Annotated in this window: 28 protein-coding genes and 1 riboswitch; of the genes, 14 read left to right on the top strand and 14 right to left on the bottom strand. The window is 63.6% G+C overall.

What is annotated here, in order from left to right; all coding sequences use genetic code 11:
* The first annotated feature begins 33 nt into the window (after positions 1-33).
* From serC to ABIE52_RS29135, 3 genes are all read left to right on the top strand, one after another.
* Entirely contained in the window at positions 34-1,155 is a 1,122-nt protein-coding gene (gene serC / locus ABIE52_RS29145) for a phosphoserine transaminase (protein ID WP_007733484.1), read from the top strand.
* A 200-nt stretch (positions 1,156-1,355) separates the two neighbouring features.
* On the top strand, positions 1,356-2,315 hold the full coding sequence (gene sepH / locus ABIE52_RS29140) for a septation protein SepH (protein ID WP_192712270.1): 960 nt from the start codon (positions 1,356-1,358) through the stop codon (positions 2,313-2,315).
* A 52-nt stretch (positions 2,316-2,367) separates the two neighbouring features.
* A complete protein-coding gene (locus tag ABIE52_RS29135; RefSeq protein WP_042921685.1) occupies positions 2,368-3,153 on the top strand; it encodes a DUF6928 family protein in 786 nt (261 codons plus the stop codon).
* A 20-nt stretch (positions 3,154-3,173) separates the two neighbouring features.
* Here the strand turns inward: ABIE52_RS29135 and ABIE52_RS29130 are convergent, their stop codons facing one another.
* The 3 genes from ABIE52_RS29130 to ABIE52_RS29120 are packed head-to-tail and all read right to left on the bottom strand — an operon-like array spanning position 3,174 to position 4,876.
* A complete protein-coding gene (locus ABIE52_RS29130) occupies positions 3,174-3,434 on the bottom strand; it encodes a DUF2537 domain-containing protein (RefSeq protein ID WP_030535366.1) in 261 nt (86 codons plus the stop codon).
* Positions 3,431-4,237: a TrmH family RNA methyltransferase gene (locus ABIE52_RS29125; protein WP_003939731.1), complete on the bottom strand. Its 807-nt coding sequence runs from the start codon at positions 4,235-4,237 to the stop codon at positions 3,431-3,433. The genes ABIE52_RS29130 and ABIE52_RS29125 overlap by 4 nt, the downstream gene beginning before the upstream one ends.
* A gap of 48 nt (positions 4,238-4,285) precedes the next feature.
* Positions 4,286-4,876 (bottom strand): TetR/AcrR family transcriptional regulator, encoded by a 591-nt coding sequence (locus tag ABIE52_RS29120; protein WP_037128521.1) that lies wholly within the window; start codon positions 4,874-4,876, stop codon positions 4,286-4,288.
* Between the two features lie 70 nt (positions 4,877-4,946).
* Here ABIE52_RS29120 and ABIE52_RS29115 point away from each other — a divergent pair, with 70 nt between their 5' ends.
* A complete protein-coding gene (locus tag ABIE52_RS29115) occupies positions 4,947-5,495 on the top strand; it encodes a hypothetical protein (RefSeq protein WP_003940103.1) in 549 nt (182 codons plus the stop codon).
* Here the strand turns inward: ABIE52_RS29115 and ABIE52_RS29110 are convergent.
* The 3 genes from ABIE52_RS29110 to ABIE52_RS29100 all read right to left on the bottom strand — a co-directional run bounded on the left by ABIE52_RS29110 (position 5,479) and on the right by ABIE52_RS29100 (position 8,842).
* A complete protein-coding gene (locus ABIE52_RS29110; RefSeq protein ID WP_007733487.1) occupies positions 5,479-6,786 on the bottom strand; it encodes an MFS transporter in 1,308 nt (435 codons plus the stop codon). The genes ABIE52_RS29115 and ABIE52_RS29110 overlap by 17 nt on opposite strands.
* A 104-nt stretch (positions 6,787-6,890) precedes the next feature.
* The gene (locus ABIE52_RS29105; RefSeq protein WP_003939901.1) at positions 6,891-7,322 is read right to left on the bottom strand and encodes a MarR family winged helix-turn-helix transcriptional regulator; all 432 of its coding nucleotides are present in this window, start codon (positions 7,320-7,322) and stop codon (positions 6,891-6,893) included.
* 65 nt (positions 7,323-7,387) lie between these two features.
* Positions 7,388-8,842, bottom strand: coding sequence for an NCS2 family permease (locus ABIE52_RS29100; RefSeq protein ID WP_003940242.1), 1,455 nt, complete (start codon positions 8,840-8,842; stop codon positions 7,388-7,390).
* Between the two features lie 102 nt (positions 8,843-8,944).
* Here ABIE52_RS29100 and ABIE52_RS29095 point away from each other — a divergent pair, with 102 nt between their 5' ends.
* Together ABIE52_RS29095 and ABIE52_RS29090 are read left to right on the top strand one after the other, a co-directional pair.
* Positions 8,945-9,202, top strand: a complete 258-nt coding sequence (locus ABIE52_RS29095; RefSeq protein WP_007733492.1) for a DUF2530 domain-containing protein — start codon at positions 8,945-8,947, stop codon at positions 9,200-9,202.
* Positions 9,203-9,292: 90 nt separating this feature from the next.
* Positions 9,293-10,333, top strand: a complete 1,041-nt coding sequence (locus tag ABIE52_RS29090) for an iron-siderophore ABC transporter substrate-binding protein (protein ID WP_058037819.1) — start codon at positions 9,293-9,295, stop codon at positions 10,331-10,333.
* Here the strand turns inward: ABIE52_RS29090 and ABIE52_RS29085 are convergent.
* From ABIE52_RS29085 to ABIE52_RS29075, 3 genes are all read right to left on the bottom strand, one after another.
* Entirely contained in the window at positions 10,323-10,874 is a 552-nt protein-coding gene (locus tag ABIE52_RS29085) for a phosphatase PAP2 family protein (RefSeq protein WP_042921691.1), read from the bottom strand. The genes ABIE52_RS29090 and ABIE52_RS29085 overlap by 11 nt on opposite strands.
* A 6-nt stretch (positions 10,875-10,880) precedes the next feature.
* Positions 10,881-13,553, bottom strand: a complete 2,673-nt coding sequence (locus tag ABIE52_RS29080) for a sacsin N-terminal ATP-binding-like domain-containing protein (RefSeq protein WP_192712269.1) — start codon at positions 13,551-13,553, stop codon at positions 10,881-10,883.
* 68 nt (positions 13,554-13,621) lie between these two features.
* Positions 13,622-14,443, bottom strand: coding sequence for a DUF3027 domain-containing protein (locus tag ABIE52_RS29075; protein WP_042451227.1), 822 nt, complete (start codon positions 14,441-14,443; stop codon positions 13,622-13,624).
* A gap of 38 nt (positions 14,444-14,481) precedes the next feature.
* Here ABIE52_RS29075 and ABIE52_RS29070 point away from each other — a divergent pair, with 38 nt between their 5' ends.
* The 3 genes from ABIE52_RS29070 (at position 14,482) to ABIE52_RS29060 (ending at position 17,570) form a co-directional block, all read left to right on the top strand.
* Positions 14,482-15,312, top strand: a complete 831-nt coding sequence (locus ABIE52_RS29070) for a glutaminyl-peptide cyclotransferase (protein WP_249342793.1) — start codon at positions 14,482-14,484, stop codon at positions 15,310-15,312.
* A gap of 69 nt (positions 15,313-15,381) precedes the next feature.
* Entirely contained in the window at positions 15,382-17,076 is a 1,695-nt protein-coding gene (locus ABIE52_RS29065; RefSeq protein ID WP_223304424.1) for an MFS transporter, read from the top strand.
* 26 nt (positions 17,077-17,102) lie between these two features.
* Positions 17,103-17,570: a DUF2771 domain-containing protein gene (locus tag ABIE52_RS29060; protein WP_225989529.1), complete on the top strand. Its 468-nt coding sequence runs from the start codon at positions 17,103-17,105 to the stop codon at positions 17,568-17,570.
* Between the two features lie 88 nt (positions 17,571-17,658).
* Here ABIE52_RS29060 and ABIE52_RS29055 read toward each other — a convergent pair whose 3' ends face one another.
* The gene (locus ABIE52_RS29055; RefSeq protein ID WP_007733502.1) at positions 17,659-18,072 is read right to left on the bottom strand and encodes a cold-shock protein; all 414 of its coding nucleotides are present in this window, start codon (positions 18,070-18,072) and stop codon (positions 17,659-17,661) included.
* Positions 18,073-18,287: 215 nt separating this feature from the next.
* On the opposite strand from ABIE52_RS29055, the gene ABIE52_RS29050 reads away from it, so the two are divergent.
* A complete protein-coding gene (locus tag ABIE52_RS29050; protein ID WP_003940194.1) occupies positions 18,288-18,515 on the top strand; it encodes a hypothetical protein in 228 nt (75 codons plus the stop codon).
* A gap of 33 nt (positions 18,516-18,548) precedes the next feature.
* Complete coding sequence (locus ABIE52_RS29045; RefSeq protein WP_003939919.1) at positions 18,549-18,938, top strand: YccF domain-containing protein; 390 nt, start codon at positions 18,549-18,551, stop codon at positions 18,936-18,938.
* A gap of 84 nt (positions 18,939-19,022) precedes the next feature.
* On the opposite strand, the gene ABIE52_RS29040 is transcribed toward ABIE52_RS29045, so the two are convergent.
* Positions 19,023-20,429 (bottom strand): YncE family protein, encoded by a 1,407-nt coding sequence (locus ABIE52_RS29040; protein WP_354541564.1) that lies wholly within the window; start codon positions 20,427-20,429, stop codon positions 19,023-19,025.
* Positions 20,430-20,824: 395 nt separating this feature from the next.
* A riboswitch (cyclic di-AMP (ydaO/yuaA leader) is annotated at positions 20,825-21,034 on the top strand.
* An 8-nt stretch (positions 21,035-21,042) separates the two neighbouring features.
* Between ABIE52_RS29040 and ABIE52_RS29035 the strand changes: the two genes are divergently transcribed.
* Positions 21,043-21,606, top strand: a complete 564-nt coding sequence (locus ABIE52_RS29035; protein WP_003939675.1) for a transglycosylase family protein — start codon at positions 21,043-21,045, stop codon at positions 21,604-21,606.
* An 83-nt stretch (positions 21,607-21,689) separates the two neighbouring features.
* Here ABIE52_RS29035 and ABIE52_RS29030 read toward each other — a convergent pair whose 3' ends face one another.
* Positions 21,690-21,878 carry a hypothetical protein gene (locus ABIE52_RS29030; RefSeq protein ID WP_019744939.1) on the bottom strand — a complete coding sequence of 63 codons (189 nt, stop codon included), beginning with the start codon at positions 21,876-21,878 and terminating at the stop codon, positions 21,690-21,692.
* 60 nt (positions 21,879-21,938) lie between these two features.
* Between ABIE52_RS29030 and ABIE52_RS29025 the strand changes: the two genes are divergently transcribed.
* Entirely contained in the window at positions 21,939-24,263 is a 2,325-nt protein-coding gene (locus tag ABIE52_RS29025; RefSeq protein WP_192712268.1) for a helicase-associated domain-containing protein, read from the top strand.
* Positions 24,264-24,350: 87 nt separating this feature from the next.
* Positions 24,351-24,476, top strand: coding sequence for a hypothetical protein (locus ABIE52_RS29020; protein ID WP_007733507.1), 126 nt, complete (start codon positions 24,351-24,353; stop codon positions 24,474-24,476).
* Positions 24,477-24,900: 424 nt separating this feature from the next.
* On the opposite strand, the gene ABIE52_RS29015 is transcribed toward ABIE52_RS29020, so the two are convergent.
* Together ABIE52_RS29015 and ABIE52_RS29010 are read right to left on the bottom strand one after the other, a co-directional pair.
* Entirely contained in the window at positions 24,901-25,551 is a 651-nt protein-coding gene (locus ABIE52_RS29015) for a TetR/AcrR family transcriptional regulator (RefSeq protein WP_003940633.1), read from the bottom strand.
* A 54-nt stretch (positions 25,552-25,605) separates the two neighbouring features.
* A complete protein-coding gene (locus ABIE52_RS29010) occupies positions 25,606-25,917 on the bottom strand; it encodes a hypothetical protein (protein ID WP_003939736.1) in 312 nt (103 codons plus the stop codon).
* Positions 25,918-25,961: the final 44 nt, after the last annotated feature.

Raw genomic sequence — 25,961 nt, 5'->3', positions numbered from 1 at the left:
TACAGAACACAAGTGAAGGAACAGAAAGAAGCGATGACCTCCACACCGATCATCCCCGCCGACCTCAAGCCCGCCGACGGACGCTTCGGCTGCGGTCCTTCCAAGGTTCGCCCCGAGCAGCTGCAGTCCCTGGTCGAGGTGGGCGCTTCGGTGTTCGGCACCAGCCATCGCCAGAAGCCGGTCAAGAACGTTGTGGCCAGCATTCGTTCCGGCCTCGCCGATCTGTTCTCACTGCCCGAGGGCTACGAGGTCGTCCTCGGCAACGGCGGAACCACTGCGTTCTGGGATGCGGCCGCATTCGGCCTCATCCGCGAGAAGTCGCTGCACCTGACCAACGGCGAATTCAGCTCCAAGTTCGCTTCGGTCGCCAAGGCCAACCCGTTCATCGGTGACCCGATCGTCGTTTCCGCCGATCCGGGCAGCGCACCGGTGCCGGTCTCCGACCCGTCCGTCGATCTCATCGGCTGGGCGCACAACGAGACCTCCACCGGTGTGTCGATCCCCGTCTCGCGTCCCGCGGGTTCGGAGAACGCACTGATCGCCATCGACGCCACCTCGGGCGCCGGCGGACTTCCGGTCAATGTCGCCGATTCCGACGTCTACTACTTCGCTCCGCAGAAGTGCTTCGCTGCAGACGGCGGACTGTGGATCGCGCTGATGAGCCCGGCCGCCCTCGAGCGCGTCGCGGAGATCAAGGATTCGGGACGCTGGACGCCTGACTTCCTCTCGCTGCCCATCGCCGTGGACAACAGCTCCAAGGATCAGACCTACAACACCCCGGCCCTGGCCACCCTCTTGCTCTTCGCCAACCAGATCGAGTGGATGAACAGCAACGGCGGCCTCGACTGGACTACCGCTCGCACCGCGGATTCGTCCTCGCGCCTGTACAACTGGGCCGAGGCCAGTGAGTTCGCAACGCCGTTCGTCGCTGATCCGGCACACCGCTCGCAGGTTGTCGGCACCATCGACTTCAACGACGACGTCGACGCTGCCGAGGTGGCAAAGATCCTGCGCGCCAACGGAATCGTCGATACCGAGCCGTACCGCAAGCTCGGCCGCAACCAGCTGCGCGTCGGCATGTTCCCGGCCATCGACCCCGATGACGTCACCGCTCTCACCAAGAGCATCGACTGGGTCGTTTCTCAGCTCGGCTGATTTTCACATTTGCTTCACCGCTCGGCCCCCGGCATGACGTCGGGGGCCGAGCGTCGTTTGCGCCAGGCCTTGTGAGCTACCACACCGGTGGGCGGATCCGAGGTCATCTCGCCCTGCGTGTCCTGCCGAGTCCATGGTCACGAATGAATTACAGTTGAGCGCGGCGCAAAGTCGCGAGCCGGCGCGATAAGGAGGTCAATGTGCGAGAGCTTCGAGTGATCGGACTTGAACCCGATGGATCGCATGTGGTGTGCGCAGATGCTGAAACCGGCCAGAAATTCCGGCTTCCCGCCGATGACAAACTTCGTGCAGCTTCCCGCGGAGACGTGGCTCGACTCGGCCAGATTGAGATCGAAATGGAAAGCCAACTCCGTCCCCGCGAAATTCAGGCGCGCATTCGTTCCGGTGCTTCCGTAGAGCAGGTCGCCGAAGAAGCGAAGATCCCCATCAGCAAGGTCGAGCGCTTTGCGTACCCCGTTCTGCTCGAGCGCTCCCGCGCCGCGGAAATGGCGCAGGGCGGACACCCGGTGCGCGACAACGGTCCGACAGTTCCCACCCTCTCCGAAATCGTGACCCACGCATTCCGCGCCCGCGGCCACAGTATCGACGAGGCCACCTGGGATGCCTGGCGCGACGAGGACAATCAGTGGGTCGCGCAGTTGCAGTGGCAGGCCGGCCGCACCACCAACGCCGCGCACTGGCGCTACCAGCCAGACGCGCACGGCGGAACGATCGTCGCACTCGACGACGCGGCATTCGACTTGATCGATCCCGACTTCGGTCGCCCGCTCCGCGGCCTGGTACCGGTGGTCTCGAACGAGCCGCAGCAGCTCGAACTGTCCCGATTCGACGTCGAACCGGTGGCGGAGATCGAGCCCGAGCCCGCAGCAGTTTCCGAGCGGACAGCAGTTTCCGAGCGGACAGCAGTTTCCGAGCGCACAGTAGTCCCCGAGCGGACGGTGGTGGCGGAACGGATCGTGGCGCCCGAACCGATTGCTGTCGAGCCGGAAACCGACGTCACCGAAGAGGTTCCCGAACCCGCACCGGATGTGACCCCGAAAACCGCTCCGCAGCAGACGCAGACCAAGGACAAGCGCGGACGGCCTGCTCTTCCCTCGTGGGACGACGTACTCCTCGGGGTCCGCAGCAGCGGTCGCTGACCCGAAGGAAAGTATTCTTCTTTCGAGCGAGGCTGAGGAGAGAGGGCTGCCGGTGGCTGCACGGGTATCGACGATCTGGTTTCTGGGCGGCGCAGACGCTCGCACCGAATTGAGCAGGTACCCACAGCCGGATCAGACCGAGGCCCTGAAAATCGCCATGTCGCTGTACCCGGACAAGGAGTTCGAGTCGCTCGGGCCTCAGCCGCTGTCGATGGCCGCGACGGTGAGCCCCGGCTACGTCTTCGTCGGCGCGTACGGTCGAGTGAGTGTCGTCTGCAGCTCCGAACTCAGCACCTTCGTCCCCTCGAAACTGCCTGATTCCTGGAACCTTTCGGCAGAGGGTGGCTCGACGCTGTTGATCAGCTCCGTCCCCGAAACCGCGCAGGGTTCGTTTGCACTGTGGGAGGACGGCGAGCTACGACGCTCGTTCAGTGCCATCCCGATCGACATCGTCGAAAATCTGGGGATCCCACAGACCTGGGAACTGGAATTCTGGGCCGGCAACCATCCCCTGCGTTACCCGCCCGGGATCCTGCCTGATCCGCAGTCACTTCCGTTCCACCCGCAACAGTTCGCGGAGTCCGCCAACCTCGAGTGGCTGGGATTTCGATACACCGGCGCGCCGCGAGAACACGAACTCGACACAACGCAGATTCTCCTGTGGGGCTTCAAGATTCACCGACCCGGCGAGGCACCCAAACCTGCACCCCCAGCCCCCGCGCCGATGCCCGAGCAGGCGCCGACAGAGGTACCCATGCCCGAAAACATGCCGCCGATCCACGACGCACCGGTGGCCAAGCCGCGCGGCCGCCTCGCTCGGTACTTCGGCTTCAAGTAGCGCCGAGCAGCCTCACAGGTTCACGCGGCTATCGCTGCGATCCACCCGAGCGGTACGCCGGCTACCGCGCCGTAGACCACCCATCGCCAGACGGGGACGGCTCGCCAGCGCCAGACGGTCGGCGCAAGTCCGCCTACCGCAATGACATTGACGACAACCGCCAGGAGCACGTTCACGTTGCCCAGCGCGACACAGAACGCCGCGACGGCACTGGTCGAGAGCATGGCTGCGAACACCGACACCGCGATTCCGGTGAACCAGGGCGTGCGGTCCTGAGTCACCGGCCGGTCCTGACACGTTCGTAGAAGGCCATCGCCGCTGCGGTCGCGACGTTGAGCGAGTCGGTGCCGGGCGCCATGGGTATCTTGGCACGAATATCGGTGGCCCGCATCGCATGTTCGGTCAAACCTGGCCCCTCGGCGCCCAGCAGTAGCGCTACCTTCTCCCCGGTCATCGCTTCGGCCAAAGTGACCGCTTCCGGATTCGGAGTCAAGGAAATGAGCTGAAAACCGTTGCCACGCAGCTCATCCAAGTCGTGTGGCCACTTTGCCACATGCGCGAAGGGCACTCGCAGCACGTGCCCCATCGACACACGGACCGACCGCCGGTACAGCGGGTCGGCACAACCCTTCCCGAACAGAACTGCATCGACACCGAGCCCCGCCGCGTTGCGGAACATCGAGCCGAGATTCTCGTGATCGTTGACGCCTTCGAGGACCACGACGGTCTTCGCGTCCTTCAACACGTCCGAGACCGCGAGCGGTGCCGGGCGTGCTGCTGCAGCGAGGACGCCGCGGTTGAGGTGAAATCCGACGACCTCGGCCATCACTTCGGCGCTCGTACGGTAGAACGGCACGTCCACACCGTCGAGATCGTCAGCGAGCTCCAGGAGCCGTCGTTCGACGCCGAGGAGACTGATCGGCTCGAACCGCGAAGTCAGCAGTCGCTGAGTGACGAACACTCCCTCGGCGATGACCAGTCCCTTGCCCTCCGGGAGGTCGGGGCGCCGATCCGAAGAGTTGAGATCGCGAAAGTCATCCAGCCGGGGGTCGGCGGGATCTGAGATGTCGATGACGTGAACCACGGGTCTATCGTGCCGTACGCACCGCGAGCCCCCACCACTACTCCCGACCTAACGCAACAGCGTGACAAAATGCGCGTCGAGCACCTGGCTGATCACCTCTGGATTGGTTCGCTCGGGATTGTCGACGCCGTGCGACGCGAGCCCGTCGGCGAGCGCATGCAATCTCATCGCCTCGATGTCGACCGAGGCACCCGGCCGTAGAAAACCCGCTCGATGCGCCGCTTCCACGAACGAACGAAAGTGCTCGAACAAGGTCCGGTCTGTCTCGTCACGCACCGCCGTCAACGCCGAATCGGTCTGGGCGGCAGCAGCAAAGGCCTCCCAAACCTGCATTTCTTCACGCCGATCTTGGTCGAGGGGAACGAACTGATCGGTGAACTGACGGATCGCGCGGCGGATGTCGGGATCGAAGTCGATGCCGGCAATCCTTTCCTCCACCCGGACGGTCACGAGCGTCATCGCGAACAGCAAGAGTTCGGACTGCGTCGCGAAGAAGTGCCGTAGCGACCCCGTCGACATCTTCGCCTCGTCCGCGACCGCCCGGACGCTGGCGCTCGCCACACCGTCTCGACGGATCACACGCCACACGGCCTCGGCGATCTCTTCACGCCGCTCATCCGGACTGCTACGTTTCACCACTTCACAAAACTAACACAGCTGTGCTAGTTTTCAATCACTAACACAGTCGTACTAGAAATGAGCTGATGTCATGATCGTCCACTTGATCATCGCGTGCGAAATCATGTTCTGGGTGTTCATCGCCGCAGGTCTCGCGGCCCGCTATCTACTGCGCCGCAAAACGCTGGGCGCCGCACTGCTCATCTGCGCGCCCCTGGTGGATGTCGTACTGCTCGTCGCCACAGCCCTCGATCTTCGTGGCGGTGGCGAGGCGAACTTCACCCATGGGCTTGCCGCGGCCTACATCGGATTCTCCGTCGCGTTCGGACACAGCCTCATCTCCTGGGCCGACGCCAGGTTCGCCTACCGATTCGCCGGCGGCCCGGCTCCCGTCGCACCACCCAAGTACGGGAGTGCGCGAGCACTGCGCGAATGGCGCGAGTTCGGCAAAGCCGCGATCGCCTGGGCCGTCGCGTGCGGACTTCTCGGCGCGGCCATCTTCCTCGTCGACGACCCCACCCGCACTGGAGCCCTCGACGGATGGATCAGCAAGCTGACAGTGGTACTCGCAATCTGGGGAGCAATCGCCCTGAGCTACACGGTGTTTCCCAAGCGTGAGAAGGTCACGGCGCGCGGCTAGCCTCGACTGCCTGTTCGGTCGCGTCGCATACGATCACCGGACGCAGGACGAAAACCGGCAGCCTGCCACCGTCTTCCGGTCGCGCAAGACGAAGTTTCAGCCCTTCGCTGCGTAGCAGGTACACCCCGGCCACAGTTCCCGAGACGAGCGAGATCACTCCGCCCACGATCAAGGGCGCACGTGGGTCCACGGAGTCGGCGAGCCAACCCAGCAACGGGCTTCCCAGCGGTGTGCCACCGAGGAAACTGAGCATGTAGATACCCATCACCCGCCCGCGCATCTCGGAAGGCACCGACATCTGCAGGATGTTCATCGCGGACGTCGTGAACGTCAACGTCAGTGCGCCCGTGGGGATCAACATCAGCGCCACCAACGCGTAGGTGGGCATCAATCCCACCGCGACCTCGAACACACCGAAAGCCACGGCGGCACCGAGGAACGTCCGCAACCGCGGCGCTTCCTTCCGTCTTGCGGCGTACGCAGCGCCGGCAAGGGTGCCCACGGCGAGCGTCGTGGACAGCAATCCGTAACCGTCGGCCTCGAGGCCGAACGTGTTGCGCGCCATCACCGCCAGGCTGATCGCGAAGTTCAGGCCGAAGGTCGAGACCATGAAGACCGACACCATTATCACGCGAAGGTCCTTGCGGCCCCATACATATCGGAACCCGTCGCGCACCTGCCCCTTGGTGCGCGGGGCCGGTTCCGACGGGATCAACTCCTTCTTGTTCATCAGGTAGAGCGCGATGAGCACCCCACCGAATGTCGCGACGTTGAGCAGGAACACCCACCCTGTTCCGATCAGGTTGATCAGCACACCCGAGATGGCCGGACCGACGATGCGGGCCGTGTTGAACGTCATGGAGTTGAGCGCGATGGCGTTGGACAGGTGTTCCTTGCCCACCATTTCGATGGTGAACGATTGACGCACGGGTGCGTCGAGCGCCGAGACACAGCCGAGGGCAAAGGCAATCAGGAAGACATGCCACAACGCGACGAGCCCACCGACGTCCAGCAGACCCAACACCAGCGCGCATACCGCACTCGCCCACTGCGTGAAGATCAGGATCCGACGCTTGTCGTACCGATCGGCAAGCACCCCACCCCACACCGACAAGAACAGCGTCGGGCCGAACTGCAAGGCCATGACGATGCCCACCGCCAGCGCATTGCCGTCCGAGAGCGTCAGTACCAGCCAGTCCTGGGCGATGCGTTGCATCCACGTGCCGACCAGAGAAACGATCTGTCCGGAAGCCCAAAGGCGGTAGTTGCGGTTGTGGAGCGCGGCAAACATGCCGGAATCGGGGTCTCGGGGCACCCCACTATCTTGCCCCTCGAGTAATTCGTTTGGGCAACGACCTCTAGGTAGCGGAGCTACGCGACCTCTAACTCACGGAGCTACTCCGTCTTGTTGACCATCTCGGTGATGATCTCGACGGCACCGCGCAGCGTCGCGAGTTCTTCGCCACCCAGCCCGGCCAGCTGCTCGTTCATCCACGCCTCACGCGCATGGGTTTCGTCCGCGAGCAACGCCTGCCCGGCGTCGGACAGATTCACGATGATCTGACGACCGTCCGTGGGATGCGGCGAGCGCTCGACCAGACCGAGCTCGGCGAGAGAAGCAACAACGCGCGTCATCGACGGCGGCTGCACTTTCTCACGTGCTGCGAGTACGCCAGGAGTCATCGGGCCGTACTGATCCAGGCTCGCCAAGGCGGACAGTTGCGTCAGCGATACCTGAGCGTCGACTCTGCGGCCGCGCAGATGCCTGGTGAGACGCACTACAGCCAGGGAAAGATCGCTGGCCAGCGCACGAGTTTCGGTGGTCACGCGTCAGACAATACGTCAAGAGCTGGCCGGTAGCTCACGTAATCGAATACCGGTCAACCCTGATTTCACGTAAGGGCGTCGGTAATGGGTCCGACAGTGAAGTAGGCCACAAAAAGTGCCGCCACGATCCAGAGCAACGGGTGGATCTTCTTGATACCACCGCTGGCAGCGTGCAGGACCACCCATGAAATGAAGCCGACGCCGATGCCGTTGGCGATCGAGTAGGTGAACGGCATGACGATCATGGTCAGGAACGCCGGGAGAGCAACCGAGAACTTGGTGAAATCGATGTCTCGGACCTGCCCGATCATCAGCGCACCGACGACGACGAGGGCAGGCGCAGCTGCCTCGATCGGCACGACGGAGTAGAGCGGCGTCAGGAACATCGCGACGAGGAAGAGCAGTCCGGTCACGACGTTTGCCAGGCCCGTGCGGGCGCCTTCGGCAATACCCGACGCGGATTCCACGAACACGGTGTTCGACGACGCCGAAGCGCCACCGCCGACGATCGCGCCCGCGCCTTCGACGACAAGCGCGCGACCGACGTTGGGGAGGTTTCCGTCCTTGTCGGTCAGGCCGGCTTCCTTACCGAGACCCGTCATCGTGCCCATGGCGTCGAAGAAATTCGCGAGCACGAGGGTGAAGACAAGCAGGCTGGCGGCCAGAACACCGATGCGGGTGAATGCGCCGAAGATGCTGACGTCGCCGACCAGGCTCAGATCAGGCATACCACCGAGCATCTCCGGGATCGCGGGGATGCTGAGGTTCCAGCCCTTGGGGTTGGTTCCGAGCGAGGGTCCGACGTCGGCAACTGCCTCGATGATCGCGGCGAGGATCGTCGTGACGACTATGCCGATCAGCAGTCCACCACGAACCTTGCGCACTACCAGAACACCCATGAGCAGCACACCGAAGATGAACACCACGGTCGGCCACGAAGCGATGGAGCCGTTGATTCCGAGTCCGACGGGAACCGTCGTACCGGCGGCATCGGGGATACGGCGGACGAATCCGGCGTCGACCAGTCCGATGAAGGCGATGAACATGCCGATACCGGCCGCGATCGCGGACTTCAATGCCGAGGGAATCGCATTGAACACCGCAGTTCGGAAGCCGGTGAGTGCCAACAGAACGATGATCACACCGTCGATGACCACCAGGCCCATCGCCTCGGGCCAGGTGACCTGAGGTGCGATTGTGACGGCGAGCAGGCTGTTGATGCCGAGACCCGCGGCGATGGCAAACGGATAGTTGGCAACGACACCGAAGACGATGCTCATCAGGCCGGCAACCAGAGCGGTGACCGCAGCCACCTGGTTGACCGGAAGGATGTTGCCGAGAACGTCGGTCTTCGCTGCAGCGTCGTCAGCCGAGAAACTGCCGAGGATCAGGGGGTTGAGGACCACGATGTAGGCCATCGCCACGAAGGTGACGACACCGCCGCGAATCTCGGTCGAGATCGTCGACCCTCGTTCGCTGATCTTGAAATAGGTGTCGAGGATCTTGCCGGGTGCCGCCATGTTTGTTCTTTCCCCATCGCTGTAGGTCGCCGTGTGCCGGCGCACATGAAGCCGGTCGCACTAGGGAGAGTAGGCCACCGGGGTACGGGTAGCGTTAATTTTGTGACGGAGACTCGCAACACAACAGGCCTGATCGGCAAATTGTCCGCACCCGCGCCGGCACTGATCATCGGCACCGCGTTGTGGGTGATCGCCACGATCGTGGTCGCGGTGAGCGGCGATCGTTGGTCGGATGCACTCCCGATCTGTTACGCGGGTATCGGAGTCGGCTTCCTCGGCTTCGCTCTGTTCTCCATTCAACGACGCGCAGCTGTGCGCGGTGACAAGGGCGCACAGCAGGGCGCCGGTCTGGTCGACTGAGCAGGTCGATTCACCCTTTCAGTATGGTAAGCCTACCCTGCACTCCAGTGTCGGTCTTAGCTTGTCAATGCTGAAAGGAACCACGTAGCCGTGAAGATCTCCCACCGAAATCGTTGGAAAAGCCGAGGACGTTGGACGAGACTGACATCCGTTGCTGTGGTCGCCCTGGTCGGCACAGCACTCGTCTCCTGCAGTTCGAACGACGACGCAGCAAGTAGTCCGTCGAGTTCCGGTGGTGGCGCCTTCCCCGTCACGATCGATCACGCTTTCGGCAGCACCACGATCGATTCCGAACCACAACGGATCGTCACCGTCGGTTACAACGACGAGCAGGCTCTGTTGGCTCTGGGCATCAAGCCCGTCGGAATGGTCAACCAGTACCCGGGCGAACCGGACGTCAACCGCACGTGGCCATGGGTCACCGGCCCTTGGGGCGGAACCGAACCGACCGTCGTCGGCAGCAATCCCGAAACCACGATCAGCGTCGAAAAGATCGCTGCGCTCGAGCCCGACCTGATCCTCGCGCTCTACTCGAGCATCGACAAAGACCTGTACAGCACACTTTCCGCGATCGCCCCGACCGTCGCGAAGGATCCGGCCTACGGCGACTACGCAACTCCGTGGCAGATCACGACGAAGACCGCAGCGAAGGCAGTGGGTCGCGAAGCCGACGGCGAGAAGTTGGTCGCCGATATCGACAAGCAGTTCGCCGACGCCAGAAGCGCTCACCCGGAATTTGCAGACCAGACCGCGGTGATCATCAGCGTCGACGCGACCCCGGAGTTCTACGCCTTCTCCTCCGAGGACGCCCGCGGACGGGTTCTCGGCAGTCTCGGATTCAAACCTGCTCCCGCGGTCGAGGCCTTGATGAACGGTGAGTTCTACGCGCCGATCTCCACCGAACGACTGGATCTTCTCGACGTGGACCGTCTCGTTGTCATCGGCAATCCCGATGCCGCACAGGCGGTCCGAAACAACCCTGGCTTCCAGCAACTCGACGTGGTCAAGGACAATCGCGTCGTCTACGTCAACGACGATCAGGCTCCGCAGGTCGGTGCGGCCTTGACCGCAAGCTCGGCACTGAGCTTGCCGTGGGCCACGAGCCAACTACTCGCCGAGCTCACGAAGTAACCAGCGCCCGGCGCTTTCTGATCTGCGCGGTTCCCCAGATCCACACCCCGGCCCACATCATCCCGAACGCCCAACCTGCTAGTACATCGGTCATCCAATGGGCAGCCAGGTAGACGCGGGAGAATCCGACGGCGATCGTGTACAGGCCGAGGCTCGCGAGCATTGCCGTCTTCGCGAGCCTCGGCAAGGCAAGACGAAGGATCACGGCGGCAACCGAAGTCGCCAGGATCGCGCTCATCATCGCGTGGCCCGACGGGAACGAATACGAATCGATTTCGATCAACCGCTCCGGCAGGGGTGGACGGGTTCGCGTGAAGATGCGCTTCAATCCGCTCATCACGAGCAGACCGGTCAACATCGATCCGGCGATCAGCAGAGCTTCGGTACGCAGTCCCCGAACCAGAAGCACGATAGTGAGCAGCGTCGCGATCAGCCACGACGCGAGGGTTCCGCCGCTGTCGGTGATGACGTCGACGACGTCCACGAGCCACGCCGTCCGCTGACTCACTGCGCTGTCGAGTACCCACTGATCAAAAGACATCTGCCCTCACATTCCTTGCGGCAGAGTCCACGTACGCATCACGTGATGAACGCCGTCCGAGTCCACCCACCACGGCACGATCACCGTCGTCTCGACCGCCCCCGTCAGTTCCACCGACAGTTCGTGATGGATCACTACCTCGCCGCCGGGAACCTCACGGCCGAGGGCTGCGAAGCCGAGAACTGCCTGCGGTTCGTTCGCCCACGTCGTCACGACGCCGGTGCTGCTCACTCGTCCGTGAACGGATGCAGACGCCGTCGCGACGTCGAGCAGATCTGCCAGTGCGTCGGCCGTCTCGAAGCTGCCGAGCACGACTCGTTGTGCAGGCAGTGCCGCTCCCAGCCACGGTCGGTCGAGAACAAGGGCGTCGCCGGGATCGACCAGATCGCCGGAAAGGCCTCGCACGAACGGCGGCAAGTGCAGTTCCTCCAGGTCGAGAACCCGTCGCTGCGCTGCCTCCCCCAGTAGCCGGTGCGTCCGCGCGACGACGGCGGAGGCCGGCATCCGTAGTGGGTCGGCAAGCCGATCGAGCAGCAGCTGAGCCAGTTCCGGATCGTCGACGGTATCCGATGCCAGCAATCCGGAGAAGAATCCGGCGTCGGGGTGTTCGGCAGCATCGAGCAATCCCTCGAAGGTGCGATCGCCCGGAGCGCGCAGCAAGCCCAGCACCTCACCGCCGAGTTCGGCATTCGAACGCAACCACCACGCCGTGTATCCACGACGGTCGGTGAGCAGCGCCCGCGTCGCCGGCGACTCGACCAGCAGCGACAACGCCTGCGGCCAGCGGTCTTCGTCCACGAGGTCGAGATCGCGCACGGCTTCGATGTATTCGGGGTCCTCGTCGAGGGTGTCCCACCATGCGTCTTCGGCGTCGAGATCGTGATCGGGGCCGGAAGGCAATTCCTCACGGACCACCGTGAAACCCCACCCGACACCGACTACCCGTAGCGCCTGCTCCCCCACCTGCTGAACAAAATCAGCGTCGACGATGCCGAAGGGAGAATCCTCGACCAGGACGCTTGCAAGGGGAGCTCCCGGAAGCAGAAGTTGGTCGGCGGACCGCAATTCGCCCTCCGAATCAGGAAGCAGCACTTCACCGATCCACGACGGCAGCGCTCCTGGCGCCACGTGGGCCGCCAATCCGAGTACAACCTGCGCCAACTCCGTCGCTACCGAATCATCTTGGTCCGCAGCATCTTCGATCAATGCGCGCAGCGCCGGATCGGACAGCAGGTCGGTGGCACTCGCGGTCTGCGCTCCCAATCGAGACAGCAACGGGTGAACCGCGACGGGATGAACCAACCTCGTCCACTGCACCGACGGCGCGTCTTCGCCCAGTTCGACGCCGACGACGACGGTCCGCGGCCCGGTCACCGTCCGTCCGTCGGAGAGCGGAACCGGCAGTGTTCCAAGCTCTTCCACCGCAAGAGTGTCGATCACCAAGGGCTCGAGAGCCGAATAGAGTCGATTCCACCACTTCGGTTCACGTTCCGAACCGCTGAGCAGTTCCGCGATGCGCGCGAGCCCGATGCGGTGCGTCGACACTGCCGCGAGTGCTCGCTCGTGCTTGGGGCCGGAGAGCTCGGGGACAACCAGGCCGCCGATGATGTCGGTGAGCAACTCGGCAAGGTCATCACCGAGCCCGGGCACCACGGATGCTCGCTGCGGCGCGCGGTCGGGTTCACCGACCACCGGAAGCCACTCGTTTTCCTGCAGCTCCTTCAGAAGCGCTTCGCGCAGAAGCGAATCGGTTTCGCTGCGGGCAAAGGCAGGGATCGGGACGAGTGCCGTTCGCTGCCGAGGAGGTAGTGCAGCAAGGAACTTCGCGTACCCCTCGGCAAGCGGAGCGATCGGTGCAGCGGGCATGATGCGTCGCCGATCGGGTTGCATTGCAATGTCGGCAATGATGATCGCGGGGATCGACAGCTCCTCGTCGGATCGCGTCGGCGCCCGCAGGACGTCGTCTGCGACCGGCTCGACGACCCCGTCGCGGACCGGCACCAACCATCGCGCGTTCGGCGCGGTGTACTGCCACCACGTGCGATCACCGATCGCGATCTCGACGAGGCCGGAATCCAGCACCCGTTCCGATCGCCGAAAAGTTTTCTCACCCAGACGAATTGACCCGAGAGCCGGGAGTTCGAGCAGCAGGTCGACTGCCTCACGTGTCATCTGCGAAAGCAGCGCCGCGGCATCGACGTCCGGCCGAAGCGTCAGCACCACTTCCGAATCAGCACCATCGCTCGGCAATTCGCCAGACGGCCACACCAAACGAAGTACGGGGACACTGGTTTCCGGTACCGGGAGTTCGCGAGACTCGATCTCGCGCAGAGTGTGCGAGGCAGAGAATCGAATCGATCCCGTCGACGAGCGCAGTTCCACCTCGTCACTGACCGAGAGAACTGCCGAGAATCCGACGCCGAACCGTCCCGTCACACCTTCGTCGGCGTCGACCTTGTTCGACGCGCGCAGCGCGGTCAGCGCATGTACACCGGATTCGTCCAGTGGACGGCCCGTGTTCGCCACCGTCAGCGTCCGACCGTCCACATCCACCCACAAAGAGCCCTCGACGCCCTCGCGTGCAGCTGCATCGGCAGCGTTCTGCGCCAGTTCGGTGAGCAGACGGTCGCGGTACCCGGCCTTTGCGAGGTCGGATTCCGCAGCCGCGTCTTCACGCAATCGCGTCGGAGATTCCGACCACGCGCGCAGCGTCGCCTCGCGGAGTGCGTCCGTACCGAACGGATCTTCTACTCGGTGGATACCGAATCCTCAACTGCAACAGCGCTCGACGGGCGAGCGGGCACCGCAATCAGCTCGACGGCCCCGTCGTCGAATGCGTCGAACTGCGGCGAGCCCGCACCGAGCGGCAGGCTGGTGTCCGAGTGCGCGCCACAACCGTAGGACACGCTGACCACACGGCCGTCTGCGGAGAGTTCGTTTCCGCACACACCGAACGCTGCGTGCAGCGAACCGGCGAGTGGAAGGAAGAATCCACACAGTCCACACGTCGACGGCGCGGCCTTCGCCATCTCCGACTCCGGGCCGAAGTCACCGTCGAACCAACGCTGCGCGGCATCGAGTCGGCCCTCGAGGCTCATGACCTGTTTGCGGCCGAGCCCGATTTCGAGAGCTACCTCGTCGACTTCCGGGTCACCGGTGGCGACGTAGCCGGGAACGAGGCGAGGATCCTCGGCCGGCGGGGCGAGTAGGTCACCGACGGACAGATCGCCGGGACGAATCCGCTGATCCCATGGGAGCCATTCCGGCGCAACCAACGCGTCGGGACCCGGCAACAGCGCCAACTCACTGATCGTGGCGTGGGTGTCCTCCGGTCCGGCAGCGACGACAACCGCCCACTGCCAACCGCGGTATCCCGGAATGTCTGCTGCAAATCGATGGGTGGCGGCGAATTCGTCCTCCGACGTCACGCCGAGGTATGCCCCCACACCGCCTTCATGCAGGTCGACGACTGCCTTTCGGGCAAGCTCGACCGCATCGGCCAGTACTGGGCGCGGCACTGCACGCTCTGGAGAAGTAGCAACACTCACTCCTCCAGTTTGCCGCACCACCGCAAGTCCGCAACGCACTGGGCTGCCATGCTGGGCAGATGAGTAGGTCACACGCCAATTCCGTGCGCACTTTTGCAGTGGTCGCGGTGATCGCCTCGGCCTTGGCGGGGTGCTCCGATTCCCCCGGCGCTCCCGACAACCTCACGTCCGAAACCGGCTCCGTCGAGATCGTTCGAGTGTCCGCGCACGATCCCGACGCGTTCACGCAGGGCCTCGAGATCGACGGAAACCGGTTGTACGAAAGCACCGGACGCGTCGGGCAGTCCTGGGTGCGCTCGAGCGAGATCTCCGACGAGCAGTCCCCCGCTTCGGGACCGGAAGTTGCGCGTGCCGATCTCGACCCGCCGTTGTTCGGTGAGGGCATCACGGTCGCCGGAGACACACTGTGGCAACTCACCTGGAAAGACGGCGTTGCCATCGCCCGTGACAAGGACACCTTGACCGAACGGGGGCGGTTCCCACTCGACACCGAGGGATGGGGAATCTGTTCGCTCGGGGATCGGATTGTCTCGAGCGACGGTTCGGCCACGTTGACCTTTCGCGATCCCGAAACCTTTGCGCCGATCTCGACCGTCGACGTCACCAGATCTTCGGAGTCCGTCGGCAAGCTGAACGAATTGGAATGCGCCGAAGACGGCTCCGTCTACGCCAATGTCTGGACCACGGACACCGTCGTCCGAATCGACCCGTCGGACGGCAGCGTCACGAACGTGTACGACGCATCGGCGCTACGCGAAGAACTCGTCACGGATGGATCGACCAGCACCGTCGACGTTCTCAACGGCATCGCGCAGATTCCCGGTACCGATCGATTCCTGCTCACCGGCAAGTATTGGCCGCAGATGTTCGAAGTCCGTTTTGTTAACTGAGTCCGACATGACACAGGACTCGCAGGGGTGTGCGTGGTAGCCGCGCCGACACTAGGACAGAATTGAGTGGTGACCGGACCGCGCGAACCCTACGACCCCGAAACTCGGCGAATCCACGACGAGCCGGAGGGGCAACAGGTGCACCCCGGTTACGACAATTACCCACCCGCGGCCCGCCCGGACAATTACCCACCTTCGGCCCGTCCCGCTGCCCGTCGCACGCCTTTGCCACCGCTGCATCCGATTCCCGAATCGCGGGGAGACTCCGAATCCGCGGCCGGTTCGAAGACGCCGGGGGCGGACGCTCCCAAGGCTCCACCGATGCCTCGCAAGCTCACCGTCACTCGCGTCGCAGCGATGCGCAGCCGCGAACTGACGAACAAGGGCATCGCGACCTTCCAGCGCGCGGCGAAGGCCGACGGCGCGGACAAGTCCGGTCTGACCGCTCTCACCTACGCGGTGATGACGAACAACGCGACCGACGCGGCGATCTCCGTCGCTCTGGCCAACACCCTGTTCTTCTCGGCGGCGACGGGCGAGGACAAGACCAAGGTCGCGCTCTATCTCCTGATCACGATCGCACCGTTCGCGGTCATCGCACCGCTCATCGGCCCCATGCTCGACCGGTTGCAGCGCGGACGCCGCATCGCACTCGCGTCGTCGTTCGGAATCCGGACGCTCCTCGCGGTGATCCTGGTCTTCAACTTCGACAGTTGGATCCTCTATCCGGCCGCGCTCGGCATGATGGTGCTCAGTAAATCGTTCTCGGTGCTCAAGAGCGCAGTGACACCACGCGTCCTACCACCGGAAATAGACCTGGTGCGCGTGAATTCGCGTCTGACGGTCTTCGGGCTGATCGGTGGAACGATCGGGGCCGGCGCGGTCGCAGGTGCGCTCGCGCTCGCTTTCGGTTCCACCGGCGCCTTGTGGTTCGCGGTCGCCGTCACCGTGTTCGGCGCATATCTGAGCATGCGAATCCCGTCGTGGGTCGAGGTCACCGAGGGTGAGGTTCCCGCGACCATCACCTACCACCCGGACGAAGCGCATCACGCCGGCAGCGCCCCACCGCAGCCGGACGCCAAACCTGCCAAGGTCCGTCAGCCTCTCGGACGCGCCGTGATCATCGGACTCTGGGGCAACGGCACCATTCGCGTGCTCACCGGCTTCCTGACGCTCTACATCGCGTTCGTCGCCAAATCACGCACCGATCACGAGCCGCTCCAGCAGGCCATGATGCTCGGCCTGGTCGGCGCAGCAGCCGGTCTGGGTAACTTCGCCGGAAATGCCACGGGTGCGCGCCTCAAGCTCGGCCGGCCTGCCTTGATCGTGCTCCGGTGTACTGCGTCGGTGTGGATCATCGCGGTGATCGCAGCGCTGACGGACAACCTCATGACGGCCGCGCTTGCCACGCTCATCGCATCGGCCGCCAGCGCGCTCGCCAAGGTCTCACTCGACGCGTCACTCCAGCACGACCTGCCCGAGGAATCGATCGCGTCCGGATTCGGTAGATCCGAGACGGTTCTGCAGCTGAGCTGGGTACTCGGCGGCGCATTGGGGGTTCTGCTTCCGACCGAATACTGGATCGGGTTCACTGTTGTATCGGTGTTCCTGACGATCGGGCTTCTGCAGACCTTCCTGAGCTACCGAGGAAGCAGCCTCCTGCCCGGCCTCGGCGGGAAGCGACCCGATCTGGCCGAACAAGAAGTGACCGAAGTGATTTACACCGGTAAATCCAACCGAGGACAAGGAAGTACTCCGCAGTGATGATGCGCTCAAGAACAAAGAAGATCGTGGCAGCGATCAGTGTCCTGATGGTGGTGGCACTGGTTGCTTACGTCTCCGTTCTTTTCGTGATCATCAAGAACATCAACGACGACCCCGAAAAGCTACCGGTCATCACTGCATACGCACACGGCAAGACGATCGAAACGAACCCTGCCGGTTTCTGCACCATCGACCTGTCCCAGTGCGCCCAGGTGGGCGACATCTACGCACTCGACGTTCCAGCGGGCTACCCGCTGCAGCTGTCGTTGTCGACGGACGTCTCGGATGCGCAGTGGGCACTGCTCGCCGTCTACGAGGATGCCGACGGCAACCAGACCGGTGAGCCCCGAGTCTTCGAGCCCGGCGAGGCCCTGGCAGTGACGGTCGAGTCTTCGAGCGATCCCGTCAAGCAACTGGTCGGCGTCGAAATCCACCTCGCCGTCGGTGAGGGAAGCGAACAGGGACTGCTGATCTGGTCGATCAAGACCGCTTGATCCCCGGAACGTCGAAAATGCCCTGCACACCGATTGGTGTGCAGGGCATTTTGTTTCGAAGCCGTGTACGGCAGCTCGTATCGAGCGATCAGGTGTCGAGCTCGCGAGCGACGGCCCGGACGACCTCGGAGATCCGCTGAGCGGTCTTGCGGTCCGGGTACTTGCCGTTGCGCAGATCCGGCTGGACCTTCGCCTCGAGCAACGTGATCATGTCCTCGACCATGCCGTGCAACTGATCAGGGGTGTGCTTACGCTCGACGGGCTCACGACGCGTCGCCGTCGCGCCGCGCAACGACGGCGCCGGCTCGAGTACCTTCAGGCTCAGTGCCTGCGGACCGCGGCGGCCCGCAGCCATTCCGAACTCGACGCGCTGGCCGGCCTTCAAGCCTTCGACGCCCTCGGGGAGAGCGGAAGCACGGACGTAGACGTCCTCGCCCTCTTCCTGCGACAGAAAGCCGAAACCCTTTTCGACGTCGTACCACTTCACCTTGCCGGTCGGCACCGCGTTCACCTGCTCATCACTCGACTGGGGCGTCTGCCCCAATGTGCTCGGGAGGCTCTCGGAAGAGCCTCATGGCCTTGCTCGCATCGCTTCCGGTGGAAGAATGCAAAAGAACGCGCCCCACACTTGCTTCAGCGGGGCGCGCAGTCTGTTAACAGTCTACCTGTGACGAACCCGGGTCGGCACCCAGGTTTACAGGCACTATCCTCGTAGGTGTGGACCCTCAACCGAACCCGCGCACTTCCGGCACCGGAAACGGTCTGTTCCGTACGGCGATGGCACTGTTCATCGTCGGATTCCTGGCGATCGTGGCCATCTTCGCAGTCCATATCTTCAGCGACACCCCACCCGGCCTGGCGTTGTACCTGGTAGCACTCGCGTGCCCGATCGGCTTCCTTCTGGCCATCGTCTACACGCTCAGATCCGGTCGACGCGTGCGCTGATCACTCCCGCCTCCAACCGAAAGGTCACTGACCATGAGAATCCTCCTGAACGTGATCTGGCTGGTCTTCGGCGGCTTCTGGCTGGCGTTGGGTTACTTCGCCGCAGGCATCATCTGCTGCATCCTCATCATCACGATTCCCTTCGGAATCGCGGCATTCCGCATCGGCATCTACGCACTGTGGCCGTTCGGTAAGACCGTCGTCGACAAGCCGACCGCTGGTGTCGGTTCGATGATCGGCAATGTCATCTGGGTGATCATCGCCGGTATCTGGTTGGCGATCGGACACATCGTCACCGCCGTCGCGATGGCGATCACGATCATCGGAATTCCGCTCGCGGTCGCGAACCTGAAGATGATTCCGATCTCGCTGATGCCGCTCGGCAAGGAGATCGTCGACGTGGACCGGGTGAATTACGCATAGTCGTGGACCGCGTCGATTACGCATAGCGGGCCCGCGGACCGAAGAACCCGACCACAGCAGTTGCTGTGGTCGGGTTCTCTGGTATCAGGTCGTATCAGCGGCCGAGGCTACCGAGTCCGGGAGGTTACCGAGCGAACCGGTTCCCGTTCCCGGGTTGCCCGGATCGACGGGGCCGACCGGCCCCTCGGAGACCACGATGGTCACGCTCGAAGCACGCGAAAGCACGCTCTTCGCAGTGATCTCGACGGTGACGCTGCCGACAGCGGTGGGGGTACCCGAGATGGTGCCGTCCTGTGCGAGGGACAGTCCGCCGGGCAGAGTGCCACTGGTGAGTGCAAACGTTGCGCGCGCATCGGCGGCAGTGAGCTTCTGCGAATACGCCTTACCTACCTGAGCGGCAGGCAATTCGACGGTGGCGGGTAGCGGGTACGCAGCAACGACTGTCACCTTGCCCCCGTTGGTCGTCGACGCGATGGCGCCGGTCGAGGTGTCGAGCGCGAGGTTTTTGACCTTCTCCAGTGCCGGAACCTTGGTATCGGTCAGAGCGGTGGTGGCGCGGGTCGTCAGATCGACCGACCACAGGTGTCCGTTCATGACGTCCGCGACATATGCAATGCCTGCCGCAGCGTCGACGACCACGCCGTTGGGAATCGCGGTCGGAGACAGCGTGGTCTTCGACAGAATCGCGCCGGCCGGGGTGATCGCCCACAGGTTGGTTGCCCGGGTGTCGGTCATGTAGATGTTGCCGGTGTTCGTGTCGACATCGACGTCGACCGGGTAGAGGTTGTCGGCACGCACGATCGACTTGAGTGCTCCGCCCTTGCGTACGTCCGCCTGCCACAGCGTGCGGCCGTAATTCTCGTCGAAGAAGTTGGTGTCCGCGATGTAGAGGAAGCCGCGGACACTGTCGAAGGCGAGCTTGGTCGGCGTTGCCGACTTGTGGACCAGAATGCTCGACACGGCGTCGGCGGCGTTGGGGTCGACGACTCGGATGTTGCCGGACTTGTAGTCCGAGAAGTACGCGCGGTGTGTTGTGGGATCGACGACGACATCGTTGATCTGCGGACGCGAGCCGTCGGGGTTCTTCTCGCTCAGCGTGACCGTCTTTTCGACCTTCCCGGTCTTCGTGTCGACAATCGAGATCGCGCCGCCGTAGGAGGAGGACACGTATGCGCGTCCGAGGCCTGAGTCGACGGCAAGTGCCGACGGGTAACCGACGACGCCGTCGATGGCGCCGACGGACTTGCCGGTGTTCGTGTCGACGACGGACAACGAGCTGGTCGGTCCGCCGTACTGCGTGATGTATCCGCGGTGGGTTGCCGCGTCGACGACGATGTCGCCGGGCTGGGTTGCGGAATAGCTTCCGACAACACCGTGTGTCGGATCCTCGGGTGAGGCGTGTGCAGCGGGAGCAGTGACGGCCAGGCCGACAGCAGCAGCGGCAACGGCGAGTGACGCGGTGACCGCACGCCGACGGTATTGCAGTTTCATGAGGGGTGCCCTACTTCTTTGGAAGACTCTGCGAAACCTGCCCAAGCGAGGCAAGTCAGGCAAACCTAACCTAAGTTCCAAAGTCGATGTTGAGACACGGGCCACAACCTTGGGTCCGGATCGACGCACCTCTCAATCGCCCGAAATTCTATTTCCGCATAACGTGTGACCTTGCTCACATTACAGATGGATAACGGAACGGACACAACCGGACATTCACTCGGGCACCCCCACCTACCTGGGAAGAGTCTCCTGCGCTTTGTGTGACGCGTTGTACGTCTTTCGCCACGCCGCGTTATCAAATGGTGACACGAGCGACTCGAGCCGTTACCGTCGTTTTCGGCCGGGAAACTCGGCCACCTCCGGCCCGCCGCGCCAAGCCTTGTCCCGCGGGTACCGGACTTCCGACAGAGCATTCCAGGGACGAGGACGGGGGACCCAAAGTCCTCTGTGAGAACAGAAAAGTTCTCCAGTGGACACCGGTTCGATCGCAAGACCGAATCTTGGGGTGAAGCCAGACCCTTTCCAGCCAGGAAAGGCGAGGCCGGGCGACCTCTCAGCCCGAACCCGACAGCTGACCTCGCAGGCGCGTGTGGAGAGGATTTCGACCATCATGAGCGGACGCCATCGCAAGCCCACCACCACCGGCCGCACTGTCGCCAAGGTCGCCGTCACCGGCGCCATCATGGGCGTAGCAGGAATTGCAGCCACCGGAACCGCAAACGCTGCCCCCGACTCCGACTGGGATCGTCTCGCCCAGTGTGAGGCCGGCGGAAACTGGGCCATCAACACAGGCAACGGTTACCAGGGCGGACTGCAGTTCTCCCCCAGCACGTGGAACGCACACGGCGGCGGACAGTACGCAGCCACCGCAAACCAGGCCACTCGCGAGCAGCAGATCGTTGTTGCCGAGCGTGTTCTCGCAAACCAGGGTTGGGGCGCATGGCCGTCCTGCTCCTCCAGCCTCGGGCTGAGCAGCGGCGCCACCGAGCGTTCCGCTCCGGCCACGACGGCTCCTCAGGCAGCTCCGGCTCCGGCGCAGCAGGTCGCACAGACCGTTGCACACCCGGTCGCCGACGCCATCGATCAGGCAATCGCATTCGCCGAGGCCAACGGCATCCCGGTCGACCCGCAGATCCTCGCAGTCGCCGACACCGCGAAGTCGTTCCTCAAGTAACACCGGCAAGACTGTCCGCTCGGACGCTCGAACATCAAGAAGGCCCGCACCGATTCGGTGCGGGCCTTCTTCGTGTCGAGTTGTTATCGGTTGATGACGGTGTGCGGGTGTACGTAAGGAAGTGACTCCACCGGAACCGGAAAGGTGGTGTCCTCGCCGAAGGGTGAAAGTCCACCTGCGCGGGTCGATGACAATTCGGTCACTGCGTGATCTCCGTCTGCAGTTTCCGGCCATCCTGGATCTACATAGTGTTGCTTCGAATTGTTGGCCACGAAGTCATTTTGACAGGACGCCGTTACGCCGTACAGACCAGGTCTCTAATCTGATACCTGATGACCGAAACACGTGGCACCCCGGCGGGCAGTTCCGCAGCCGAAAGTCTGACCGATTGGCTCTCGGCGCGCAGTGACGCCGAGTTGACGGAGTTGCTGCGTCTGCGCCCCGATCTGGCCGTACCGCCGCCGAGCACGATGGTGGTTCTCAGCGGTCGGGCACAGCAACGCGCGTCGGTCAGCCGAGCCGCGGACGAACTCGACACCCTCGATTTCGGTCTTCTCGAATTGTTGGCACTGGCCGGCGCCGAGGAAACTCCGATGACGCGGGCGGAGCTCAACAGTGCGATCGCCGAACGCGCCCTGACCGGCAAGGGCAAGGTCACCAAGAAGGCCGTCGACAAGTCTCTGTCGAAGATGCGCGCGTCCGCCCTCATCTGGGGTGTCGATCCCATCAGCGTCGTCCCGGCAGTCATCGGGATGATTCCGTGGCGTGTGGGGCGCGCCCTCGAACCTGCCGAGGCGATGACCGAGACCGAGATCTCGGCTGCGCTCAACGCTCTGGACACCCGCGAGCGGGATCTCCTCGAGACACTCGCCAACTCCAGCCCGATCGGTCGCACCCGCGACGCTGCCCCCGGAACGCCGCCTGAGCGCCCGGTTCAACGACTGCTGGCGGCCGGCCTGCTGCGGTGGCTCGACGAGCAGACCGTCGAGCTTCCGGCGACGGTTCGTCAGGTCATCCGCGGCGAGCCGGTTTTCGATCCGACGACGCTGACCGCACCTGTCATCGGGGGCGACAAACTCAAGCCGGCGGACGTGAACGCCGCAGCAGCCGGCGAGGCGCTCGAGTTGGTACGCCAATGCGAGAACGTGATCGCTGTTCTGGGCGCAGCGCCGGCCCCCGCACTGCGAGCCGGTGGGCTCGGTGTTCGAGAACTACGACGCGTGGCCAAGACGGCCGATCTCGACGAAGCGCGCGTGAGCCTACTTGTCGAGTTGCTCTCGGCAGCCGGACTCATCGCCAGTGGAACACCAGACCCGGCGCCGGTCTCGGACAACGCGGACGAATACTGGACGCCCACGCTTGCGGTCGACGGCTGGCTGAACGCATCCACAGCGCGACGGTGGGAGGTCCTGGCGTCCGCCTGGGTCGACGTACCTCGAGTCCCGTGGATGATCGGGCTGCGCGATTCCACCGACAAGCCGATCGCGGCGTTGTCCGAGGAGGGCCGCGCTCCGGCGGCTCCGCGAGATCGTCAGGCCATTCTGGGGCTGCTCTCCGAACTCGACAGCGGCCAGACCGCGTCGGCCGTCGAGGTAAGTCGGCTGCTGGCGTGGCGACGCCCGCGATGGAGCGGGCGCCTGCGGACGTTCGCGATCGAGCGGACTCTGGACGAGGCCGCTGCTCTCGGGCTGGTGGCCCGCGGCGCGTTGTCGTCACCTGGACGAGCCTTGCTGCACGGCGGGGACGCCGAAGCCGAAATGCAGTCCGCGCTACCCGAGCCCATCGACTACATCCTGGTCCAGGCGGATCTGACTCTGGTTGCGCCCGGCCCGCTGGTACCGGACCTGCTCGAGCAGGTGAGCCTGGTCGCAGACATCGAGTCGGCCGGATCGGCGTCCATGTACCGCATCAGCGAGGACAGCGTGCGTCGTGCGCTCGACGCCGGTCTGACGGCCACCGAACTGCATGCGATGTTCGCTTCGAAATCGAAGACTCTTGTCCCCCAATCACTTTCGTATCTGATCGACGATGTCGCCCGTCGACACGGACGACTGCGTGCCGGAGTGGCGGCGTCGTTCATTCGATGTGAGGACGCGTCACTGCTGGCGGAGGTCCTCGCATCCGCAGTGGCCGAGCCGTTGGCACTGCGCGCCTTGGCTCCCACCGTCGCGATTTCGCAGGCCCCTCTCCGCGAAGTCCTGACCGAGCTGCGAGCCGCCGGATTCGCGCCGGCAGGTGAGGACTCCTCGGGCACGTTGGTCGATCTCCGCCCACGCGGGGCACGTGTACCCAACCGTCGCAGCCGACCGGCGTCGAGGATGCCGGCGAGCCCGTCGGCGGATCAGCTGGCGTCGTTGGTCCGCACGATGCGGGCCGGAGACCGTGCTTCCGCCCCGGGCCGCGGCGGAGTGCGAACGGACGGTTCACGGGAGAACAACGCCGCCACCATCGCCTTGCTGGCCACGGCGGCCCGAGACAATTCGAGCGTCAACATCGGCTACGTCGACGCCCAGGGGGTCGCGACGCATCGCATCGTCGACCCCGTCAGCGTGGGCGGCGGACAGCTGGACGCCTTCGACCCCGCGAGCGGCGCGGTTCGCCGTTTCACGTTGCACCGAATTACTTCCGTCAGCCCCGTCGACTCCGGAAAAAAGTAGCAAAAAAGAAGCAACTGGCTTTTTTCTGTAAATGAAGTATGGTCGAGGTCAGTTTGTGATTGCCACTTCGAAAAATGAGGAGCGACAATGGCTGACAAGGCGCCGGGTAAGAACATGAAGAAACCCGCCCAGTCGATCAAGGAACGCCGCGCGGAGAAGCGGGCGAAAACTGCGGAGTCTTCCGAGTTCATCCGTAAGCGGAAGCGGAGCTGACAGCAAAGTCCAGAGAAGACGAGCTGATTGCGAAGCTGACCAATGCCTGCCTCCACCGACACCCTCGTGCACCTGCACGAAACGTTCAACCTGTTCAAGTCACGTAATCGAGGAACTGACGCACGCTCGCGCGGGTACGCAGCGGGCATGACCCTCGCTTCACTCTGCGTCCTCGACGAACACGCTCGGCAATCCGGAATACTTCTATCGGATTTACCGCAGAAAGAGAATCAACCATCGTGAAAAGAACAATCCATACCCTGGACCGCATTCAAACGAGACTCGAATCGGAGCTTGATTCCACTCCGGGTGATTCCGAAAAGAATATCGGTTACCGGTCCGGAATTTCCGAAGCTATTACTCATGTAATGGAAATGCGGAAGTCAGTGGTCGCGCAGAAATAGGAGACGCATCGATTAGGCGCTCACCCCAATAACTGCCGCACACCACCCACCAGAAAGACGACCTGGTCCTCGTAGAAGTCGGCAAGCCGCTCCGGCGCGAGCGGCTTGCCACTTCCGCTCCAATCGTCCGCCCGGCTCAACGCCTGGAGGAAGCCCATCAAGGCAATCGCCCAGCGAGTCTCGAGCCGTTCGGGATCGGTAGCAGGAAAAGTACGACGGACCTGGTCGAGAAGATGTTCACGCAGGTGCAGCTCGGTCGCCTCGAGGGCTGGATGGCCCGGTCGTGACATCTGCGGCTGCGAGATCTGCGTGACGATTCTGATCCATCGCATTCCCCGCGTGCGATGGCGAAGGAGCAATGCCTTGTAGGGCGCAGTGACGGCCCGTACCAGCGCCTCGACCGTCGGCGGCGTCTTGTCGGCGGAGAGGGCGTCGACGTTCGCGCTGATCTGATCTCGCACCGACGTTCCCATGTCCAACAGCACCGCTGCGACCAGATCGTCCTTGGTTCCGAAATGGTAGTGGACCGATGACGGCCCGAGACCGGCCGCGGCGTTGACCGAGCGCAGCGAAACTGCATCCAATCCCTCTGTCGCGAAAAGCCTTTCAGCAGTTTTGAGCAAACGCAGACGCGTCGCGTCGCCTTGACGGTTCTGCCGGGAGTCGGTCATACGAACGAGCTTCGCACGGGCTCGACAAACGTCTCAACCGTGGCGAACGCGGAGTCAGAGTGATTCACGGTGTGCTCGCACCCTGTTGTCGCGATCCACCCAGCCGTGGGCGCGTGCGTAGTCCACCATCGCGGAGAACTTCTGTCTCCACTCGGTGTTTCCGATCCGGGCAGCGACGGCTTGCTCCAAGTGGCCGATGTCGAGCCAGACGTGATCCCCCTCGAGTTCCCCCCACGGTTCCAGTACCCGACTCAGAGTCTCGGATCGATCGTCGCCGCCAACGACGACCGAGAGACTGGTGAAGTCGTCGACACTGTTCAGTTCGACGGTCGAGGAGTCGGGGGTGATTGTGACGTCCAGTTGCATACCTCTTCAATACTCCTTCGGAAAGTACTTGGTTCAGTCGATCG

The organism is Rhodococcus sp. OAS809, from assembly GCF_040546695.1.
GTDB lineage: Bacteria > Actinomycetota > Actinomycetes > Mycobacteriales > Mycobacteriaceae > Rhodococcus_F > Rhodococcus_F qingshengii.
Note: the sequence above shows the minus strand (reverse complement) of the source record. Positions and strands in the feature narration are given on the sequence as shown.